Raw genomic sequence first — 507 nt, 5'->3', positions numbered from 1 at the left:
TGATCAGCAGATCCAGTTCATTGGCGTCAAAGGAGCTCGTGGCGATCTTATCGATAGAGAATCCGCGTTTGGCTTCCTTGATGTAGTTTTCCATACAACACCGCTGGTTATAAAAACGCCATAAATCGATGGATTCCCAATCCAGGCTTGTGACCATCGCTTCGTACTGCCAGTCGGTATCCAGCAGTAGACAAGCCTGGTCATCCTGAACGACTTTTGCTTTGCGGATGACGGCGACCCGCCGGGGTTTTTTCCAAGACGTAGCGTGGTACCAGAGGGCGATGCCTTCAATGATCCAGTCTTCGTCCACGTAGCGTGTCCAGTACCGGCAGGCAGCGACTTCTGCGGCCAGGCGCTTCGTCCACTTGATTTTGCCCACGTAGCCGATCTTCTGCTTTTCCAAGAGCGCATAGAAGTCTTCGCCGCCAAAGCCTTTGTCAAACCGGGCATACTTCACCTTCTGCTCTCCCAGCAGCTCGAAGGCTTGCTCCAAAAAAGGGCCGGCAT

1 protein-coding gene is annotated in these 507 nt (G+C 53.3%); it reads right to left on the bottom strand.

Annotated elements, in window-relative coordinates:
* Positions 1-507: transposase (locus tag HYD27_RS31735; protein WP_219221757.1), on the bottom strand; the 507-nt coding region annotated here is incomplete at both ends.

Origin of the sequence: Paenibacillus sp. S150, from assembly GCF_019352175.1 — a bacterium.
Lineage (GTDB): Bacteria > Bacillota > Bacilli > Paenibacillales > Paenibacillaceae > Paenibacillus_AQ.
Note: the sequence above shows the minus strand (reverse complement) of the source record. Positions and strands in the feature narration are given on the sequence as shown.